14 protein-coding genes are annotated in these 16,481 nt (G+C 70.8%); 6 read left to right on the forward strand and 8 right to left on the reverse strand.

What is annotated here, in order from left to right:
- Positions 1 to 18: 18 nt before the first annotated feature.
- The gene (locus tag AB5J62_RS19070) at positions 19 to 603 is read left to right on the forward strand and encodes a LuxR C-terminal-related transcriptional regulator (RefSeq protein ID WP_370949574.1); all 585 of its coding nucleotides are present in this window, start codon (positions 19 to 21) and stop codon (positions 601 to 603) included.
- Here the strand turns inward: AB5J62_RS19070 and AB5J62_RS19075 are convergent.
- The 3 genes from AB5J62_RS19075 to AB5J62_RS19085 form a co-directional block, all read right to left on the reverse strand.
- Positions 594 to 1,532 (reverse strand): TauD/TfdA dioxygenase family protein, encoded by a 939-nt coding sequence (locus tag AB5J62_RS19075; RefSeq protein ID WP_370949575.1) that lies wholly within the window; start codon positions 1,530 to 1,532, stop codon positions 594 to 596. The genes AB5J62_RS19070 and AB5J62_RS19075 overlap by 10 nt on opposite strands.
- Positions 1,533 to 1,725: 193 nt before the next feature.
- Positions 1,726 to 2,679, reverse strand: a complete 954-nt coding sequence (locus AB5J62_RS19080; protein ID WP_370949576.1) for a GNAT family N-acetyltransferase — start codon at positions 2,677 to 2,679, stop codon at positions 1,726 to 1,728.
- A 59-nt stretch (positions 2,680 to 2,738) separates the two neighbouring features.
- Positions 2,739 to 3,719 carry a glycosyltransferase gene (locus AB5J62_RS19085; protein WP_370950296.1) on the reverse strand — a complete coding sequence of 327 codons (981 nt, stop codon included), beginning with the start codon at positions 3,717 to 3,719 and terminating at the stop codon, positions 2,739 to 2,741.
- A gap of 120 nt (positions 3,720 to 3,839) precedes the next feature.
- On the opposite strand from AB5J62_RS19085, the gene AB5J62_RS19090 reads away from it, so the two are divergent.
- On the forward strand, positions 3,840 to 4,337 hold the full coding sequence (locus tag AB5J62_RS19090; protein ID WP_370949577.1) for an SRPBCC family protein: 498 nt from the start codon (positions 3,840 to 3,842) through the stop codon (positions 4,335 to 4,337).
- Here AB5J62_RS19090 and AB5J62_RS19095 read toward each other — a convergent pair.
- The 5 genes from AB5J62_RS19095 to AB5J62_RS19115 are packed head-to-tail and all read right to left on the reverse strand — an operon-like array spanning position 4,294 to position 12,600.
- Positions 4,294 to 4,998, reverse strand: coding sequence for a GNAT family N-acetyltransferase (locus tag AB5J62_RS19095; protein WP_370949578.1), 705 nt, complete (start codon positions 4,996 to 4,998; stop codon positions 4,294 to 4,296). The genes AB5J62_RS19090 and AB5J62_RS19095 overlap by 44 nt on opposite strands.
- Entirely contained in the window at positions 4,971 to 6,593 is a 1,623-nt protein-coding gene (mptB, locus tag AB5J62_RS19100) for a polyprenol phosphomannose-dependent alpha 1,6 mannosyltransferase MptB (protein ID WP_370949579.1), read from the reverse strand. Before mptB ends, AB5J62_RS19095 begins: the two co-directional genes overlap by 28 nt.
- Positions 6,551 to 9,229, reverse strand: coding sequence for an FtsK/SpoIIIE domain-containing protein (locus tag AB5J62_RS19105; RefSeq protein WP_370949580.1), 2,679 nt, complete (start codon positions 9,227 to 9,229; stop codon positions 6,551 to 6,553). Before AB5J62_RS19105 ends, mptB begins: the two co-directional genes overlap by 43 nt.
- A gap of 18 nt (positions 9,230 to 9,247) precedes the next feature.
- Entirely contained in the window at positions 9,248 to 11,107 is a 1,860-nt protein-coding gene (locus AB5J62_RS19110) for a phosphopantetheine-binding protein (RefSeq protein WP_370949581.1), read from the reverse strand.
- On the reverse strand, positions 11,107 to 12,600 hold the full coding sequence (locus AB5J62_RS19115; protein ID WP_370949582.1) for an amino acid adenylation domain-containing protein: 1,494 nt from the start codon (positions 12,598 to 12,600) through the stop codon (positions 11,107 to 11,109). The genes AB5J62_RS19110 and AB5J62_RS19115 overlap by 1 nt, the downstream gene beginning before the upstream one ends.
- Before the next feature lie 118 nt (positions 12,601 to 12,718).
- Here AB5J62_RS19115 and AB5J62_RS19120 point away from each other — a divergent pair, with 118 nt between their 5' ends.
- From AB5J62_RS19120 to AB5J62_RS19135, 4 genes are read left to right on the forward strand one after another with little or no spacing between them, the layout of a single operon-like run.
- The gene (locus AB5J62_RS19120) at positions 12,719 to 13,723 is read left to right on the forward strand and encodes a FecCD family ABC transporter permease (protein WP_370949583.1); all 1,005 of its coding nucleotides are present in this window, start codon (positions 12,719 to 12,721) and stop codon (positions 13,721 to 13,723) included.
- Positions 13,720 to 14,721, forward strand: a complete 1,002-nt coding sequence (locus AB5J62_RS19125) for a FecCD family ABC transporter permease (protein WP_370949584.1) — start codon at positions 13,720 to 13,722, stop codon at positions 14,719 to 14,721. The genes AB5J62_RS19120 and AB5J62_RS19125 overlap by 4 nt, the downstream gene beginning before the upstream one ends.
- A complete protein-coding gene (locus AB5J62_RS19130) occupies positions 14,714 to 15,523 on the forward strand; it encodes a siderophore-interacting protein (protein ID WP_370949585.1) in 810 nt (269 codons plus the stop codon). The genes AB5J62_RS19125 and AB5J62_RS19130 overlap by 8 nt, the downstream gene beginning before the upstream one ends.
- The gene (locus AB5J62_RS19135) at positions 15,510 to 16,469 is read left to right on the forward strand and encodes an ABC transporter substrate-binding protein (RefSeq protein WP_370949586.1); all 960 of its coding nucleotides are present in this window, start codon (positions 15,510 to 15,512) and stop codon (positions 16,467 to 16,469) included. Before AB5J62_RS19130 ends, AB5J62_RS19135 begins: the two co-directional genes overlap by 14 nt.
- Positions 16,470 to 16,481 lie beyond the last annotated feature (12 nt).

Here is a 16,481-nt window from a genome sequence, read left to right on the forward strand (position 1 = left end):
GGGGAATGTGGAGGGAACGTGCTCAGTCGTTCGGTCGTGGTCGCCGATGGTTCACCCGCCGTGCGAGCCCGCCTGCGGACGCTGCTGGCGGCCGCCGACGGCCTCGAACTCGTCGGCGAGGCGGCGACGGGCGCCGAGGTGACCCGCGAGGTGCTGCGGCACCGCCCCGACGTGCTGGTGATCGACCTCAGGCTGGGTGTCTTCACCGCGCCGGACACGGCGACGCTGGCGTTCACCGAGTTCGCGGGTGATCTGTCCATTGTGGCCGCGATCCGCTCCGGCGTGCGCGGCCATCTGCTCAAGAGCGCGTCGGGGGAGCAGATCGTCCGCGCGATACGCGGGGTGGCGGCGGGCGCGGCCGTGTTCGACACGGCGATCGCCGACCGCGTGCTCGCGCTGCTCACCGACCGCGAAAGCCTGATGGCCCACTACCTCACCGCGCGCCAGCGCGAGGTGTTCGACCTGCTGACCACCGGCCTGCCGGACACCACGATCGCGCGCCGCCTCGGGCTCTCGCCGAAGACCGTCCGCAACCACGTCTCGGCGATACTCGTGAAGCTCGACGTGCGCGACCGCGCGGAGGCGATCCGCGCCTACGCCTGAGGTCCGAACGGCCGATCACCCGCGATGGCGACGCGCTCGGCCACCCGGACGTGCGGGTGGTAGTCGTTGACGGCGTAGTGCTGGGTGGCCCGGTTGTCCCAGAAGGCGACCGAGCCGGGCCGCCAGGTGAAGCGCACCTGGAGTTCCGGGATGTGCGCGCGGGTGAACAGAAGCCGCAGCAGCCGGTCGCTCTCGCCGGGTTCGAGGCCGACGATGTGGGTCGTGAAAGCCTGGTTGACGAAGAGCGTGCGCCGGCCCGTCTCCGGATGGACACGGACGACGGGATGTTCGACCGGCGGGAACGCTTCCTGGTGGCGCGCAAGGAAATCCGGGTCGGAGAACCGCGCGAAGCCGGGGATGAAGTCGTGCACGGCGGTCAGCCCGTCGATGCGCGCACGCACGTCGTCGGGCAGGTTGTCGTAGGCGGCGGCCATGTCGGCCCACAGCGTGTCGCCGCCGAGTGGCGGGACTTCGAGCAGCCGCAGTACCGAGCCGAGCGCGGGGTTCTCGCGGAACGTGACATCGACGTGCCAGATGTTCTCGAACGCGGGCATGCTCGCCGAGCGCGCGAACCGGGTGACGTGCTCGGTGTCGCCCTGCGGGATGAACGGGTTCGTCTCCAGCTCACCCCAGCGCGCGGCGAACGCGCGTTGCTGCGCGGAAGTGATGTCCTGGTCACGGAAGAACAGCACTTTCCACTCGAGCAGCGCGCGATTGAGCTCCTCGCGCAGCGCGGGCGTGAGCGGTTCGGCGAGGTCGACGCCGTGGATCTCGGCGCCGATCACCCGGCCGAGCGGACGCAGCCCGAACAGCTCGTACGGCCGCTGCTCGGCGCCGTCCGGCAGGCGACGCAGCACCCGCGTGCCTTCGAGGATGCCGTCGGACGGCACGGACGCGGACCGGAGGCGGGCGGGAAGTTCCACGGACATGATCGGCTCCCGAGTGGTCGCGAAAGTGGCCACCGGGATCGGGGTGGCCGCCGGGCGGACGCGGGTCACGCGGGCGGGGAGCCGAGCCGTCCGCGGCGCAGGAGCAGAGCCGCGACACCGGTGCGGCGGCGGAAGAGTTCCCTGACGGCTGGCACGTCACCATGGTGAGCCCGGCCCTGGTGAACGGTCAACCCTATCCAGCAGACGGGAATTTGATGAGCGGAGCGTCGCGCGACAGCTCCCGGAACCCGACGCCGTGGTACAGCCCGCGCGCGCTCGGATGCCCCGGCGCGCCCAGGCAGGCGACCGTCATGTGCGTGGCGCCCGCGTCACGCGCCAGCCGCATCCCGTGCAGCAGCATCGCCCGCGCCAGCCCCAGCCGCCGGTACCCCGGGTGCGTCCCGACCGGCTCGAACTCGGCGGTCTTGTTCACCTCGTCGAGCCACATGATCGCCGAGCACGCCATGGTCCCGTCCGGCGCTTCGACGAGCACGTGCAGGTCACCGCGATACGCGGCCGTCCGCCGGACCCCCTCGTAGCTCTCGGCCGAGTACACCGACGGCGCCCAAGCGTCCACATGGGCCTGAACCGCCGCCGCGGGCCCGGCCTCGTCGGCAGTGCGGAAGTGGTACCCGCCGGGCAGAACCGGCTCTTCCACGTCGACCAGATCCCGCTCGTTGAGCTGGGTCCACGACCCGGTGTCCCCGAGCGCGTCCGGGTCGGTCTCGTAACCGCGCGCGGCCCACCGCTCGAGCCCGAACTCGTCGGCGACGCCGGGAAGCACGGTGCGCTCGAGGTTCCCGGCCGTGGTTTCGTACCAGTCGATCACCTCGTCGACCAGCTCGGCGTGATCGGGGTGGACCTGGTAGGCGAGATAGGCGCCGGTGACGTCCTTGACGGAGCCGTCGTTACGGGTGACCCGGCGCGGCAGCTGGGCCCAGCCCCAGGCCACCAGGCTTTCGCCGTCGAACCACAGCCGCTTACGCCAGCTCGCGCCCTGGGCGGCGTGGCCTTTGCCCCAATTCCAGGCCAGCTCGCCGTACGCGGCGTCGCTGTTCACCAGCTCGGGGCGGATGGCCGTGATCCGCTGGGCCAGCTCCTGCATGAGCTCGACGTCGGCGGCGGTCAACAGCTCGGAGTTGGTCATGGTCGATCACTCTGGCAGCCCCGGCTGACCCCGTCGAATCGTTTTCGGCCAGCGGATCTTCATCGGGTGACCTCGGCGAGCAGGCGGTCCCAGTCGTCGAGGAAGCGCGACAGGCCGAAGTGGCGCAGTGCGAACTCCCGCGCCGATTTCCCGGTCAGCGCGGCGAAATCCGGTTCGTGCACCAGCTCCCGCAGCGCGTTCGCGAGCACGGTGACGTCCGTGGAGAGCACCCCGGCGTCCGGTGGGACAGCCAGCGTCGACTCAGTGGTGCCCAGTGCGACGATCGGCAAGCCCAGATGCATGGCTTCCAGCAAGGAAAACCCGAGCGAAGTCCAGCGCGCGGTGTGCAGGTAGACGCGCCGCCGGGCCGCTTCCCGGTGCAGATCCGCTGTCTTGAGATCGCCGCGCCCGCGCACCCGGCCGCCGGCGCCCGGCAGGTCGGAGAGCGTTTCGGTCCGCGTGCCGAACACGTCGATGGGCGCCGCCTCGGCGAACGCGGGCAGCAGATCGGTGCCGGTGACCCGCCAGCGCCGCAGCGGCTCGTTGATCATCGTGACCGCCGACGGCAGCTCACCGGTGTACTGGTGGCCGGGGTCGGGAAGGCCGTGCGGGACGACCACGGTCGGCGCGATGCCGTTGTCCCACATCAGCTCGTTGAAGTGGGTGACGTGCGCGACCGGGATGTCCTCGCGCCCGGCGAGCGGATGCCGGGTGGTGGCGGCCGGTCCGCGCGGGGCGTTGTGCTCGACGTACACGGCGGGCACATCCTTGCCAGGACTGCGGCGGAGCCAGCGCTGAGCGAGCTCAAGCTCCTCCAGACGCTGGAGCACGACGACGTCGACGGGGGTGTTCGCGAGTTCGGACACGGGCACGTCGACCGCGGAATCCGGCCAAGCTCTTTCGCCGCGCCCCCGGCCCCAGTGGCTGTCACCGGCGAGCACCGGCAGGAGGTAGCGATGGCGACCCTGGACGAACGACGTCGTCCAAGAGCCGTGCACGTGCCAGACCAGCACGGTGAGCAGGGGCGTCGTCGACTCCATACTGGGGTGATTGCCGTTGCGCACCGAAATAAACATCAAAAGGCTTGGCGCGAGGTGTCCGTCTCGGCCGGTCCCGTTCGTAGGGAGGGCAAGAGACCATCCACTGACAAGGAGCACATCGTGGAGAATCTGACCGAGACCCTGACCATCGCGGCCACACCGGAGCAGGTGTTCGCCGTGCTGGCCGATCCGGCCACCCATCCCGCGATCGACGGCACCGGCTGGGTGCGCGAGGCCGTCGACCGGGCGCCGCTGACCGAGGTGGGCCAGCTGTTCCGCATGGACATGTACCACGGCCGCCACCCCGACAGCGACTATCAGGTCATCAACAAGGTCGAGCTGATCGACGAGCCGCACCGCATCGGCTGGCAGGTCGGCACCCGTAAAGCCGACGGTGAGCTGGAGTTCGGCGGCTGGCTCTGGCGGTACGACCTGACCGCGGTGGACGCCGGGACCGAAGTCCTGCTCACCTACGACTGGTCCGGCGTGCCGCGGTTCATCCGCGATCGCGGCATCCAGTTCCCGCCGTTCCCGCCGGAGCACCTGACCAATTCGCTGCGCCACCTGGCGGAACTCACGACGCGAGCTCCCAGCGCACGTACCGCTGCTTCGGCGTGAAGCCCGCCTTCTCGAAGAGCCGGAAGCCGCCGGAGGCGCTGGCCGAGTCCGCGTTCAGGCTGGCGCGGTCGTAGCCCCGCGCGGCGGCCGTCGCCAGCGCGTGGCCGATGAGCGTGCTTGCGACGCCGCGGTTCCGGTGTTCGCGGCGCGTGCCGATGACCGTGAAGTGCGCGTCGCGGATACCGGTGGCGGCCGTGTCGGCCTCCCATGACATGGTCACGAGCACGCCGATCGCGGTGCCGTCGGTGTCACGCGCGAGGAAGCTGACGTCCGGCTGGAACGTCTGGTTGGTGATCTTGTTGCGCCAGTGGTCGGTGGGCATCGGCACCGCGCCCCAGCAGTCCTGATACGCCTCGTTCCGCACCAGGCGGAAGTCCTCGTCGTTGTCCGGCGACCATGGTTCGAGCCGGTCCGGCACAGGACCGGGCGCGTCACCGAGCGGATGTTCCATGCGCTGGAAGTACCGCGCCGGCGCGAAGCCTTGGGCGCGGACGAGTTCCGGCACACCCGCGATGTGCTCGGCCTTGTGGACGTCGATCACGAGTTCGCGCTCCGGGTGGTGCAGCGCGTGGACCACTTTCGCCGCGGCGATCCCGGCTTCGAGCAACATGGCGGCCTGAGCGTCCCCGACGGTCAGCGGGCGCCAGGTGAAGTTGTCCATTCCCGGGACGCTAGCTCAGTCTTGCGGATGATCAACGCGATTATCGCGACCACGGCCAGGCCACCGACGTACCCGATGATCAGCTGCATGACCTTGCCGCTGAAGTTGCCCGCGAGCGGCGGGATGACGACGGCGAACACCACGCTCAGGCCCGCGAGCGCGACGCGTCCCTTGTGGACGTCCACCGCGCACGCCAGCGGGAGCAGTGCCCACAGCAGGTACCACGGCTGGATCACCGGGCCGAACACGACGACCGCCGCCAGCAGCGCGCCGAACGCGGTCACCGGGCCGATCTGGCCCTTGAGCTGCCGCTGCACCAGCACGACGGTGAGCACGGCGATGAGCAGGTAGCCGATGATCTTGCCGATGCCGATCATGGTCTGCGTGCCGGGCCCGAGCCATCCGGTGGCGAACCCGAACCAGTTGGTCGGCGCCATCCACGAGTTGACCGTGCCGGAGGTCGTCATGGTCCGCAGCCACCCGAACCCGAGGTTCCCGAGCCCCGAAACGACGACCGCGACCACCACGGACAAGCCCACCGCCGCGGCGCCCATCCCGGCCAGCCTCGGGTAGCTCGCGCCCCGGCGCCGGACGAGCACGACGCCGACCACCGCGAGCGCGACGATCGCGGGGAACTTCACCAGCGCGCCCAGGCAGATCAGCAGCACCCCGGCGCCCAGCCGCACCGCGTCGACCCGCTCGCCGATCGCGGTGAGCGCGCACGCGGTGCCCGCGAGCATCAGCCCCACCATCAGCGCGTCATTGTGCGCGCCGCCGATGAAATGCCACAGCACCAACGGATTCAGCACACCGAGCCACAACGCGACGCCCTCGTGCACCCCCGCGATCCGCGCCAGCCTCGGCACCGCCCAGACGGCCATCGCGAGCCCGGCGACCGCCGCCAGCCGGTACCCGAGCACACCCACCACCGCGTTCTCGCCTGCGACACTGGCGATCCAGCGTTCGACAGCACTGAACACCGGCCCGTACGGCGACGGCGCGTCCTGCCAGTACTCACTGACCCGCCGCGTGATCGCCGACGCCGCGCCGAGCCCCGCACGCGGACCGACCGAGTACACGTCGAGACCCCGCGCGGCGATCTCACCCTGCGCGAGGTAGCTGTAGACGTCCGAGCTGAACAGCGGCGGCGCGGCCAGCAGCGGCGCGCCCCAGAGCATGAGCGTCCGGCGCGGCCAGCGCGCGTCCGGTTCCTTGAGCAGTACCCGGCCCGCGAACGCCCAGGCCAGCACGACCAGCCCGACCCCGGCCACCCCGGCGGCCAGCACCGCGGCGGCGGTGCCATCCGGCAGCGTGAGGAACTTGCCGGCCAGCGCGGCCGCGGTGAGCAGCACCGCACCCGCGAAACCCACCCACTGAAGCTGCTTCAAATAGCCCGATCGCACGTGGTGAGTCTCAATCTGGTCGGTGGATGTCTGCTGGCCAAGATACGCGAGTGGCCGGCCGGCATCGTGCGGCTTGCACGGATCCCGGCACGCGCATGCAGAGGTCGTGAGTGGTACGGCCGGTTCTAACCGGCGAAAACACTCACGACTCAGGCTTGGCCGGACCAGGGGAGCCGGACCCGGATCGCCCATGGCACCAGTTCGCCTTGGCCGACGAGAGGCAGCGCGGGGAGGTCGTCGGCGGCGCTGCCCGGCAGCGGGGTGTGGTCGAGAACCAGCTGCGGCTGGCCGAGCACACCGATCTCGGGCGTGGCGCTCTTGGTGGCCGCGACGATGACGGACAGGCCGATGTCCGCCGCGTGCGGGAGCATCTCGGCCAGTGCGGCGAGTGGGTCGTGCCTGGGCTGGAAGAGGTCGTGGTTGTCGATCACGACGAAGAGCCGGGGGCCTGTCCAGCCGGGGTTGTCCATGCGTTTGCGGAGCGCGCCGAGTACGTCGGAGATGATCTGGGGATCGGGTTCGAAGCCGCTCGAGGTGGCGAGCACCTGGTCCGGCGGGAGGACGCCGGTGATGGCGTCGTCGTGGAGCAGCAGCACCAAGGCGTCGGCGATCGGGAAGCGGCGGGCGATGCCGCGCAGGATGGTGCGGAGCACGGTCGACCGGCCGGTGCCGGGTGCGCCGAGTATGACCAGGTGCTGGCCGGGTTTGAGCGGGAGGCCGACGACTCGCTCGGCTTGTGCTTCGAGGGCTAGTGGCAGCCGCTCGGCCTCGAGGTCGAGACAGGTCAGCTCGTCGTAGGTGAAGACGCCCACCGGCGGGGTGAGCGGCTGGGCGCGGACGGCGGGGCCACGCAGGCGGAAGCGGACTTCGCGGACGTCCTCTGTGGACGGTCGGGCCACCTGGAACTCGGTGCCGTCGTGGAGGTAGGCGTAGAAGAAGTGCGCGCCCTGGTTGGTGATGGTGCGGCGGACGGGCCTGCCCAGCGTCCGCGCGTCGCCGGACGGGTCGGGGAATCCGCTCAGGCTGACCCGGACCGGGATGCGGCGGTGGAGGTCGGTGAAGGCGTCACGGTCGTCGGCGAGTGGCACGCGCCTCGACGTGATCAGCAGCGACATCTTGAGCCGCTCACCGAGTGTGGCCAGTCGCCGGAGACTGTCGGCCAGCGCGGGCACGACGATGATGTCCGCGACGGCTTGGTCCGCGAACACGACCAGGTGGGGCAGGGCCGTGAGCATGCCGGCTTCGTCGGCGGCGAGGCGGCGCCTGAGTTCGTCGTCGAGCAGCGCGGTGAACCGGCGGATGGCGGCCGTGTCGGGGGTCGGGAGGTATGCGGCGGTGTTCGGCAGCGTCGCGAGGTCGGCGAGAACGGTCGCGTTGGACTCCATGACCAGGAATTGCACCGTCGCGGGGGAGTACTGGGCGGCCAGGCTCACCGCGATCGTGCGCAGCAGCGTGCTCTTGCCGCAGGCCGCGTAGCCGCCGATCCAGGCGTGGCGCCCGGCGTCGAGGTAGACGGGCTCGTCGTTCGCGAAGCCGATCCTGGCGGTGAGCGGTTGCCGCGGAGCAGCCTCGGCGGGAGCCGGGAGCGCGTCGAATGCGGGGCGTCCGGCGTCGAACGCGACCTGAACCGTGCCCTCGCGACGGGTGCCGTCGAACCGGGCGCGGCCGAGCGGTGCGGGCTCCGGTGGATGCCATGGGCCGTAACCGGGGGTGGCAGAAAGCCACGGGTCGGGATGCCCGCTCAGGCGGAGCTGGAGTACGCCGTCCAGCCGGGACTCGGCCGTGCGTGCCGATTCGAGGATGTGCAGCCCGATCGCGGCGCCGTGGTGGAGCAGGTCGGCGATCGGCGTCAGCGGATCCACCTCGTACCGGTCGCGGTCGTCGACCACGACGAACAGCTTCGGTCCCTGCCACAGATCGCGTGAGCCCAGCCGCCTGAGCAGCTCGGCCCGCAGCGTACCTACGGGGCCGGAACCGTCGATGACCAGCGCTTCTCCTGGCGCGTAATGGTTTCTGACGCTTCGGATGATCGTCCACAGTGTCGACGTCTTGCCGCGGCCCGGTCCGCCAAGCACCTGCACGTGCGGGTCGACGGCGAGGTCGAGCGTCATCGTGGTGAGCGATCCGCCGGCGAGCACGCCGAGGGGGAGCTTCGCGCCAGGGTCAGCGGCGAGCATTCGTGCGTAGGTCAGCAATTCCGGCCGGAACAGCGGCCGGACCGGGTGGATGTAGTAGAAGAACGTCTGCCCGAACCCGGTGAACTCCTCGCGCGAGGTGAGCAGCGGGTTGGCGACGTTCAGCCTGGTCAACGGCAGGCCGCTCAGCCCGGTCGGATCGGCGGCGCTGAGCACCAGGTAGATCCCGAGCGGCTCGCGGCCGATCGTCGCCAGCACGCCGAGCAGTTCGGGGTGCTCGGCGATGAGCCTGTCGGCGTCGTCGAACACGAGCACCAGCGCCGGTTCCCGGCTGAAGTCGGTCAGGTGACGCCGCCGCCAGATCTCGTCGTCGAGCGCACGGGCTAGCAGCGCGCGCCGGTCACTGGCGTTGGTCGCCAGATGCGGCACGGTGCCGGAGAGGAAGTCGTCGGCGATCGCGAACTGCACGGTGTAGGGCGAGAACCGGTGCGCCAGCCCGGCGACGATCGTCCGCAGCAGCGAGGACTTCCCCGCGCCGGTGACGAGCACGTGCGGGGTGACCTTGAGGTCGAGTTCCTGCTGGTGGCCGACCTGCACCCGCAGGAACCACTCGGGCGGGTGCCCAGGCCAGCGCGTGTCGTGATCCAGTGGCTGCGGCACGGTGCCCGGGTAGCTGGCGTCCTGCTCGTACATTCCTCCACAGTAGACAAGTCAGGCTTCCAGCTGGGCAAGGACTTCACTATCGGTCAAGCCGTCGATTTCCAGGAACACCTCGGCCGCGGCCGCGAGCTGGCCAGGCCGCGCCTCCGCGGCGAGCATGTGCCCGGCGAGTTCGGCGACGGTCGGCGCGCTGAACAGGGTGCGGACGGTCACCGCGGTGGTGTCGAGGCCGTCGCGGATCCTGGCGACGATCGTGGACGCCATCACCGAGTCGCCGCCGAGCGCGAACAGGTCGTCGGTCACGCTGACCTCGCCGGTGTTCAGCACTTCCGCGAACACCAGCGCGAGCACCTTCTCCAGATCGGTGCGAGGCGCGATCGCCTGCCGCTCGGGTGCTCGCGCCTGGTCGACCGTATGGGCTCGCCGCTCGGTGAGCTTGTCCCAGTCGGGTGCGACGGCGAGCCGCTCGAACGCGGCGAACATCTCGTCGAGCACGCCGTCGGGGAAGCGCTCCTCGCGGGAGTCCCAGTTCACGAGCACGCCGCCGTCGAGCTCGGTGACCTGCGCGTCGAGCAGCACCTGCGGGCCCTGCGAGATGATCCACACCGGACTGCCGAACGTCCGCCGGACGGTGTCGTCGAACAGGTCGCCGAGGTTGAGCGCGCTGGTGAACACGACCGGCGCGAGCACCTGCCTGCGCTCGCGCCTGCCGAGGTCACGCAGCACCTGCAAGCCGGGGTAGGACGCGTGCGCGGCGTCGGCGTGCATCCGCGACTGGACCGCGGCGGCGAGGTCGGCGAACGTCCGGGGCTCACGCAGGTCGATCTCGACGAGTATCGAGTTGCTGAAGTCGCCCGCGACGGCGGTGATGTCCGGGTGCACCGGGTCGCGGTCGAACAGCGGGACGTTGAGCAGGAAGTGCTGCGACGCGCTCCAGCGGCCGATGACCTCGGCGAACGCGGCCGCCAGCACCGCGGCGGGGGTGAGGCCGCGGCGTCGCGCGGCCGACCTGAGCGCGTCGTATTCGGCCGGGGTGATCGTGAAATGCCTGCGCTTCACCGCTGGCGTCGCCCCGTCCGCGGCAGGCAGCGCCGGGCCGAGTGGCAGTCGCGGCAAGCGTTCCTGCCACCAGGCCACGTCGGCGGGCGCGGGCTGCGGGCGCGACAGGCGGTAGCGGCGATAGCTGTAGCCGATCGGCGGCAGTTCGAGTGACGGATCGGCATAGAACCCGGCCAGCTCGGACAGGAGCAGGCGGTAGCTGACGGCGTCTGCGGCGACCATGTCGATGTCGAAGTGCAGCCGCGAACCGCCGCCGGGCAACCGGCTCAGCTCGGCGGTGAACACCTGACCAGCCTCGATGTCCATGAGCTGATGGGAAAGGCGACTCCTGGTCGCCGCCAGATCGTCCACTGTGGATTCACTGTGGACGGTCAGCGCGGGCTCGGCCTCGGCGGCGACCAGCTGCTCGCCGTTGTCGGTGAGCCGGACGCGCAGCATGTCGTGCCTGGCGACCAGCTTGCGCAGCGCGGCACGCAGCCGTTCCGGGTCGAGCGCCTCGCCGTCGAACTCGACGTAGAGATGAGCGGCCACCCCGCCCAAAGGCTGACCGCTGTCGCGGCCGACCCAATAGGCGTGCTGCATCAGGCCGAGCGGGAAGACGTCGCCGGTGTACTCGGGTTCGGGCAGCTCCTCGACCGGGCTGCCGGTCAGCGCGCCCCAAGCCCGCAGCGTCGGGTTGGCGGCGAGTTCGGCGAACCCGATTTTGACGCCCGTGCGGCGAATTTCTCCTGCCAGCCGCATGAGCTGGATGGAGTCGAGCCCGAGTTCGAACAGGTTGTCGTCGAGGCCGATCGACTCCGGGGCTTCGCCTGCCAGCTCGGCCACCCGGCCGCGTACGAGTTCGATGTCCATCACGAGGCGCCTTCCGCGATGACCGCCAGCTTGCGCCGGAGCAGTTCGCGGCGCGCGGCGGTCTTGTCCGAGATCGGGGACGGCAGCGCCGCCCGGTCGAGTTTCTTGTTGGGGGTCAAGGGAAGCCGGTCGAGCACGACGTAGTGCGCCGGCACCATGTGCGCGGGCAGCGTCTCGGCGAGCCTGGCACGGACGTCCGGTATCCGGATCTCGTCGCCGACGAGATAGGCCACCAGGGTGTCGTCGCGGACGCTGACCGCCGCGCCGCTGACGCCGCGGCAGGCGATGAGCGCCGACTCGACCTCGCCGAGTTCGATGCGGAAGCCGCGGATCTTGACCTGGGAATCGGCGCGACCTTCGAAACGCAGGCCGTCCGCCTCACGCCTGGCGAGGTCGCCGGTGCGGTACAGCCTGCCGTCGCCGAACGGGTTCGCGACGAACCGGCCCGAGGTCAGCCCCGGTTTACCCAGGTAGCCGCGGGCGACCTGGTCGCCGCCGACGTACAGCTCACCGATCGAGCCGTCGGGGACCGGCGCGAGCCGGTCGTCGAGCAGATGGGCGGTGAACCCTGGCAGCGGCGCGCCGATCGGGCTGCCCGCCGGGGTGTCCGGCCGCAGTGGCAGCCAGGTGACGTGCACGGTGGTCTCGGTGATGCCGTACATGTTGACCAGCAAGGGTTTCCCGTGCCGCTGGTGCCAGGGGGCGAGCCTGCCGACGTCGAGCGCCTCACCGCCGAACACGACGGTGCGCAGCGACGGCTGCGGGCCAGCGACCGGCATCAGTTGATAGAACGCCGACGGCGTCTGGCTGAGCACGGTCACCTTTTCGTCCCGCAGCAACCGCGCGAAGTCCGGCGGCGACCACGCGGTCTCCTTGCCGACGACGACCGTGCTGCCGCCGGTCAGCAGCGGACCCCAGATCTCCCAGACGGAGAAGTCGAACGCGGCCGAGTGGAACATCGTCCACACGTCGTCGGGGGAGAAGTCGAAGACCTCGCGGGCCGCGTCGAGCAGCGCGAGAAGGTTGCGGTGCGTCACCTGGACGCCCTTGGGACGGCCGGTCGAGCCGGACGTGTAGATCACGTACGCGCAGTCGAGCGGCTCGACGCCGCGGCCGGCGGGCGCGGTTTCGGGCAGGCCCGGCGGCAGATCGTGTTCCGCGCCGTCGGTGAGCACCGTGATCGGTTTCGCGTCCGCGAGCGTCGAGGCGATCCGCTCGGCGGGATACGCCGGGTCGATCGGCAGATACGCGGCCCCGGCCTTGAGCACCGCGAGCATCGCGACGATGAGCTCCGCGCCGCGGCCGAGCGTCAGCCCGACGATCGTGCCCGGCCTGGCGCCTAGGCCGATCAGGTGATGCGCGAGCCGGTTGGCCCGGCGGTCCAGCTCCCCGTAGGTGAGCCGCTCGGTCCCGTGCACCACGGCTGTCCGGCGGAATGCCTGGCGTGCCACGGTTTCGAACCGGGCATGCACCGTCTTTCCCAATTCCCCCACCCCTGCAAGTTAGGTTATGGTCACCTAACTTAGTGAGATCAACTCCCCAAGGGAAGGGCTAAATTAGGTTAGCCTATCCTTGCATGAAATCGTGGGGGCGAAGCGACGGGGGAGGGCGATGCGCGGCACGCGGTCACGCATGCTGGCGGGGATCTCGGCACTGGCCGTCGTGCTGGTGGGGTGTTGTTTCGCGTCGCTCGCACTGGGGTCACAGCCCATTCCGCTGGGCACCGTCGTGGACGCGCTGCTGCGTCCGCAGACGATCGAGTCGCACATCGTCGTGCGCTCGTTGCGTGTCCCACGGACTGAACTCGGGGTGCTCGCCGGTGTCGCGCTGGGACTCGCGGGCGCGCTGACGCAGGCGCACACCCGCAACCCGCTGGCCGATCCGGGCGTGCTCGGCGTCAGCGCGGGTGCCGCTTTCTTCGTGGTGGTCGGCATTTACGTGTTCGGGATCAGCACGCTCTACGGCTACATCTGGTTCGCGTTCGCGGGCGCGATCGTGGCGAGCGCCGGGGTCTTCGCGATCGGGTCCGCGCGCGGCGGTGGCGTGACGCCCGTGCGGCTGGTCCTCGCCGGCGCCGCCGTGACCGCGTTGCTCAACGCGCTGACGTCGGCACTGGTGATCAACGACGAGCAGACGCTGAACGCGTTCCGCTTCTGGTCGGTCGGCGCGCTGGAAGGGCGTGACGCGGCCGTCGTCGGCGAGGTCGTCTGGTTCGTCGTGCTCGGCGCGGTGCTCGCGCTCGCCGGCGCGCGCGGGCTGAACGCGCTCGCGCTCGGCGAGGACATGGCGAGGTCGCTGGGGCAGCACATCCCGCGGACCAGGGTGCTCGGACTGGTCGCGATCACCTTGCTGGTCGGCGCGGCGACCGCCGCGTGCGGGCCGATCGCGTTCGTCGGACTGGTGGTGCCGCACGCGGTGCGGGCCTTCACCGGGCCGGATTATCGTTGGCTGCTGCCGTTTTCGGCGCTCGCGGGCGCGATCTTGCTGCTGGTGGCCGACGTGCTCGGCCGGGTACTCGCCCGCCCGCAGGAGCTGCAGGTCGGCATCGTGGTCGCGGTGCTCGGCGCGCCGTTCTTCGTGCTGCTGGTGCGGCGCAGGCGGGTGGGGGCGCTGTGACCGCGGGGACGATCCGGGCGCGGCCGGTCGCGGTCACCGGGCTCGGCCTGATCGCACTCGTGCTGCTGGCCGCGGTGAACCTGGGCTTCGGCAGCTTCCACCTCGGTCTCACCGACGTGCTCGGTGTGCTCGTCGGCGCCGGTGATCCGGCCGACGAGCTGGTCGTGCTCGACCTGCGCATGCCGAGGACGCTGACCGGCGCGCTCGTCGGCGGGGCGCTGGCCGTCGCGGGCGCCATCACGCAGTCGATCTTCCGGAACCCGTTGGCCAGCCCCGATGTCGCCGGGGTGACCGCGGGCGCGAGCGTCGGCGCGGTGTTCGCGGTGACGTTCGGCGCCGGCGCCGCCGTGCCGGGCGCCGCGCTGGCGGGCGGCCTGCTGACCGCGCTGGTCGTCTACCTGCTGTCGTGGGATCGCAGAGGCCACGGCCTCGGGTTGCGGCTGGTGCTGGTGGGCATCGGCGTCAACGCCGCGCTGGTCGCGGTCGCGACGTGGCTGCTCACCATCGCCAACATCGGCGAGGCGAGCCGGGCGGTCATCTGGCTCACCGGCAGCCTCAACGCCCGTGGCTGGGAGAACGTCGTCCCCGTCGCGATCGCGTCGGCGGTGCTGGTGCCCGCCGCGCTGGCGGGCACCAGCACCTTGGGCGTGCTGCGTTTCGACGACGATGTCGCGAAAGGACTCGGCCTGCGGCTGAGCACCGCGCGGGGCGGGCTGCTGCTGATCGCGGTCGCGCTCGCGGCGGTCGCGACCTCGGCGGCCGGGCCGATCCCGTTCGTCGCGCTGGTCGTGCCCCAGATCGCGCACCGGCTCGCGCGCGGCGCGCGGCCGCCGCTGGCGGCGACCTATGTGCTGGGCGCGGCGGTCACGGTCGGCGCGGACACCGTTTCGAGGCTCCTGTCGGACACCGCGGTGCTGCCGGTGGGGCTGGTCACGGCCGCGCTCGGCGCGCCCTTCCTGATCTATTTGTTGGTACGCGCGAAAGGAAATCATGGCTGACCTCCACTACTGGCCCGCGGAAATCCGCCGGATCACCGAGCCGACGCCACGCACCCGCCGGGTGACCTTCGGCGGGCTCGAGAACTTCCCGAACGTCGGACCGGACCAGTACTTCAAGCTCTTCCTGCCGTTGACAGGCCAGACCGAGCCGCGCCTACCGGAGCCGATCGCCGACGGCGACGTCCGCGCCTGGTACCTCAGCTATCTCGCGATGCCGGACGAGGTCCGCCCGCCGATGCGCACGTTCACCGTCCGCAGGCACCACCCCGCCGACGGCGAGATCGACGTCGACTTCATCGTGCACGAGCACGGCGCGGCCCAGCGGTGGCTGCGGGAGGTCAAGCCGGGCGACAAGGTCACCCTGCTCGGCGCGAACGCGCTGTACGGGCCGCCCGCGGACACCGAATGGCAGCTGCTGATCGGCGACGAGACCGCGGTGCCCGCGCTCGGCGCGATCATCGAGTCACTGCCCGCCGGCACGCGAGCCCGCGTCTTCGCCTCCGTGCGCGGCGCCGGCGAGGAGCTCAAGTGGGACACCGAGGCCGAGGTGGACACGACCTGGCTGCCCGGCGGCGACCTGCTCGCGGCCGTGCGAGCCGCTACGGATTTGCCGGAAGGACGGTGCTACGCCTGGGTTTCCGGCGAGGCGAGCATGGTCCGCGACGTGCGCAGGCACCTCGTCGGCGACAGAGCGTTCCCGAAGAACACCATCACTTTCACCGGCTACTGGCGCCTCGGCAAGACCGAGGAACAAGCCAGTCGCGAGGCCATGGAGAACGGAACCACCGATGAAGACGATTAGCCCCGCCGTCGCCGCGCTGCTCGCCCTGTTCACCTTGAGCGCGTGCTCTTCCGGCGACAAACCGGCCGCGGCCCAGTGCCGCGACGTCCAGCACGAGCTGGGCAGCGCGTGCGTTCCCGCGTCCCCGCAACGGGTCGTGGTGCTCGACCCGAGCACCACCTTGCCGACCCTGCTCGACCTCGGCGTCCCGGTGGCCGGCGCGATGGGCACGTTCGCGAACAAGGCGTATCCGTCCTATCTGGACGCCGCGAAGGCGGGCACCCAGGTCGGCGTGTCCGGCGCGGTCGACGTCGAGAAGATCGCAGCGCTGAAGCCCGACCTGATCATCGGCTGGAAGACCGAGATCGAACCGCTGCAGGACAAGCTCAAGCCGCTCGCGCCGACGGTCGCGCTGCCTTACGCCATCTACGACGGCAACTGGCGGCCCGTCGTCCAGAAGATCGGCGACGTCGTCGGCGCCCGCGCGAAGATCGACGAGCAGCTGGCCGCGCTGGACCGCAAGCAGGCCGAGGTCAAAGCCGCCGTCGCACCGACCGGCGAGGGCCCGACGGTGACCAGGGTCGACGGTTACCGCGGGCAAACCGTTACCTACCAATGGGATTGCTCGTGGTTCGGTGACGTCCTCAAGGGCGCGGGCCTGCGCCAGCCGCCCGCGCAGAAGGCGGCCTGCACCAACAGCGACGTCCGCAGCGTCGTCGCGATGATCCCGGCCGAGGGCTTCGCCAAGCTCGACGCCGACTCGATCCTCGTCTACCAGCAGTCCGTCGAAGCCACCGCCGTCGACCCGATCGCGGCCCTGGCGGCCAACCCGCTCTGGGCGGGACTCGGCGCCGTCAAGGCGGGCAAGGTCCGCACGGTCGGCGACGCCTGGGGCGTCGGCGCCGGCATCAAGGCCGCCAACTTGATCCTGGACGACATCAAGCAGTTCTTCCCACCCAAGCCCTGACCTCCAAGCCGG

The organism is Amycolatopsis sp. cg5 (assembly GCF_041346955.1).
Classification (GTDB): domain Bacteria; phylum Actinomycetota; class Actinomycetes; order Mycobacteriales; family Pseudonocardiaceae; genus Amycolatopsis.